At 66.6% G+C, this 2,965-nt stretch carries 4 protein-coding genes; 2 read left to right on the forward strand and 2 right to left on the reverse strand.

The window, feature by feature from the left end; genetic code table 11:
• Positions 1-197: helix-turn-helix domain-containing protein (locus tag WBQ44_RS18740; RefSeq protein ID WP_495568175.1), on the reverse strand; the 197-nt coding region annotated here is incomplete at its 3' end.
• Between the two features lie 175 nt (positions 198-372).
• Between WBQ44_RS18740 and WBQ44_RS18745 the strand changes: the two genes are divergently transcribed.
• Together WBQ44_RS18745 and WBQ44_RS18750 are read left to right on the forward strand one after the other, a co-directional pair.
• The gene (locus WBQ44_RS18745; RefSeq protein WP_495568176.1) at positions 373-1,650 is read left to right on the forward strand and encodes a DUF6986 family protein; all 1,278 of its coding nucleotides are present in this window, start codon (positions 373-375) and stop codon (positions 1,648-1,650) included.
• Positions 1,647-2,462 carry a bifunctional allantoicase/(S)-ureidoglycine aminohydrolase gene (locus WBQ44_RS18750; RefSeq protein WP_495568177.1) on the forward strand — a complete coding sequence of 272 codons (816 nt, stop codon included), beginning with the start codon at positions 1,647-1,649 and terminating at the stop codon, positions 2,460-2,462. The genes WBQ44_RS18745 and WBQ44_RS18750 overlap by 4 nt, the downstream gene beginning before the upstream one ends.
• Before the next feature lie 18 nt (positions 2,463-2,480).
• Here the strand turns inward: WBQ44_RS18750 and WBQ44_RS18755 are convergent.
• Positions 2,481-2,965: aspartate/glutamate racemase family protein (locus WBQ44_RS18755; protein WP_495568178.1), on the reverse strand; the 485-nt coding region annotated here is incomplete at its 5' end.

The raw sequence follows: 2,965 nt of genomic DNA on the forward strand, positions 1-2,965 counted from the left end.
GCGTAGCGGCGATTGGGCAGTTGGCGCACGTAGCCGATTCCGACCAGCGTGCGCAGGAGGCGGTGAATTGTCGGCGGCGGCAACGGAGACTCCGCCGACAATTCCGTCAGTGAGCACTCCCCTCCCGCGCGGCCGATCAGTTCCATCAATTCGAATGCGCGCTCCACCGACTGGACGCCGCCCGATCTCTCCGCCATACGAACCACTTCCCGCCGATGAATTTCGTTCCATCCAACACACTCAAAAAGAGTTCCGCAATACGGAATAAGTAACCACTGGAAGAACATGCAACCGGAGCCCGGAGCCGCGCGTTAAACTCCACATGGTGGAATTTATTTGGCGCGGAGACTTCCAGCCAGGAAAGGGGCACCTGTGACTCGACGCCTCGACGGTGCGGTGCTGGCCGACGTCGACCGCCGCCTCTCGAACGCCGACGCTCAATTGGGCACCCGATACCCCGGCGATGACGGCCGTCGCCAGCCCGTCCACACCGTTTACATCCCGGGCAACCGGTACTCGGCAACGATGCCCGCCAATTGGGGATCCGCCGCTCTCGCAGCCGCGGAAAACGCCGGCGGCCTCGACGCCGTGGCCTCGCTCGTCGGTGCGAGCAGCGGAACCGACTGCGCTCCGGAGACTCTCGCAGCCCTTGTCGAGAACAAGCTGACCACCGAGCCGATCGAAGACCTCCGCATCGACTTCGAGGACGGCTACGGCACCTTCGACGATGCGACCGAGGACGCCGATGTCGCACAGGCGATCGCCGCGCTGCGGATCGCGCTCGACGCAGGCACCTCCACGCCGTTCGTCGGCACCCGCTTCAAGTGCTTCGAAGCGGGCACCCGGGCGCGCGGATTGCGCACGCTCGACATGTTCATCAGCGGACTCGTCGACTCCGGCGGCCTCCCCGATGGCCTCACCCTCACGCTCCCCAAGGTGACCTCCGTCGACCAGGTCGAAGCGATGGTCGCGGTCGCGAGCGCCCTTGAAGGGGCGAACGGACTGCCGGCCGGCCGCATCCGCTTCGAGGTGCAGGTCGAAACACCGCAGGCGATCCTCGACGCCGACGGCCGCGCACCCGTTGCCCGGTTCATCCACGCCGGCCAGGGCCGCGTCAGCTCGCTGCACTACGGGACCTACGACTACTCGGCGTCCCTCGGTATCGCCGCCGCCTACCAGTCGATGGAGCATCCCGCGGCCGACCACGCCAAGAACGTCATGCAACTCGCCGTCGCCGGCACCGGCGTGCACCTGTCCGATGGCTCGACCAACATCCTCCCGGTCGGTGACCCCGACAACGTGGCCACGGCGTGGAAGCTGCACGCGCGCCTCGTCCGGCGACACCTGGAACGCGGTATCTACCAGGGCTGGGACATGCATCCCGCCCAACTCGTCACCCGCTACCTGGCGACCTACGCGTTCTACCGTGATGCCTTTGCGCCCGCCGCGACGCGCCTGCGCAACTACGTCCATCAACTCGACTCGACCGTCATGGACGAACCGGCCACCGCTCGCGCACTCGGCAACGTGATCCACCGTGGCAGCGTGTGCGGCGCCCTGACCGTCGACGAGATCGAGGCAGCTACCGATCTCCCGATCTCCACCGTGCGTGATATCGCGCTCGGCCGCACAACCAGGAGCAATCAGTGACCACTGCGTCGTACTACACGCCCCGCGGCGGCCTGCCCCCGCAGACCGATCTGCTGACCGACCGCGCCATCGTCACCGAGGCCTACACGGTGATTCCGCGCGGCGTCCTTTCGGACATCGTGACCTCGGTGCTCCCGGAGTGGACCGATACGCGCGCATGGATCATCAACCGACCGGTCGCCGGCGGAGCGACGACGTACTACCAGGCAATCGTCGAGGTCAAGCCGGGCGGCGGGGCACAGCGACCCGAGCCGCAACCCGAAGTGCAGGGCTTCCTGTTCGTCACGTCCGGTGCGCTCACCGTCGACGCGGCAGGTCTGTCGCAGACACTCACCGAGGGCGGATTCGCCTACCTTCCCGCGGGCACCGACTGGTCGGCCCACAACACGGGCGACGCCGACGCGACGTTCGTCTGGATCCGCAAGCGCTATGAAGCCATCGCGGGCCACACGGCATCCGTCAAGTTCGGTAACGAGCAGGACATCGCGCCGTCGGCCATGCCCGGGACCGACGGCAAATGGCGTACGACGCGCATGCTCGACCCACAGGATCTCGCGTACGACATGCACGTCAACATCGTCACCTTCGAGCCCGGCGCGACCATTCCGTTCGCCGAGACCCACGTGATGGAACACGGCCTCCTGATGCTCGAAGGCAAAGCCGTCTATCACCTCAACGGCGACTGGGTGGAGGTCCAGGAAGGCGACTTCCTCTCGCTGCGCGCCTTCTGCCCGCAGGCCTGCTACGCGGGTGGGCCATCGAACTTCCGCTACCTGCTGTACAAGGACGTCAACCGCCAGGTCATGCTCTGACAGGTCAGTTCCGTTGCCCTACAGCTCGAATGGCCACCCGGTGACCTTCTTCTTGCGCGGCGTCGCGTAGGTACGCACCTTCGATGTGGACAGGCCCATCCGGACCAGCCCTTCGGCGATGGTGACCGCGGCGCGGACTCCGTCGACGATCGGGACGCCCGTCGCGGCCGCAACCCTCTCCTCGAGTTCGGCCATGCCGCCGCATCCGAGGCAGATCACTTCGGCGTGATCGATCTCGACAGCCTCTCGCGCCTGGCGGACGATCGCCTCGACCGCCCGTTCCGGATCCGACTCCAGTTCGAGCACCCCGAGGCCGGATGCCCGCACCGACGCGCATCGTGCATCGAGTCCCGCGAGCTTGAGACGGTCCTCGATCAGCGGGACGGTGCGGTCGAGCGTGGTGACGACCGAGTATTTGTGTCCGAGATACATCGCCGTCGACGCGGCCGCCTCGGTGATGTCGACCACCGGGACATCGAGCAACTCCTGCAGGCCTTCCCGGC

It is taken from the genome of Rhodococcus sp. (in: high G+C Gram-positive bacteria), from assembly GCF_049591685.1.
Lineage (GTDB): Bacteria > Actinomycetota > Actinomycetes > Mycobacteriales > Mycobacteriaceae > Rhodococcoides.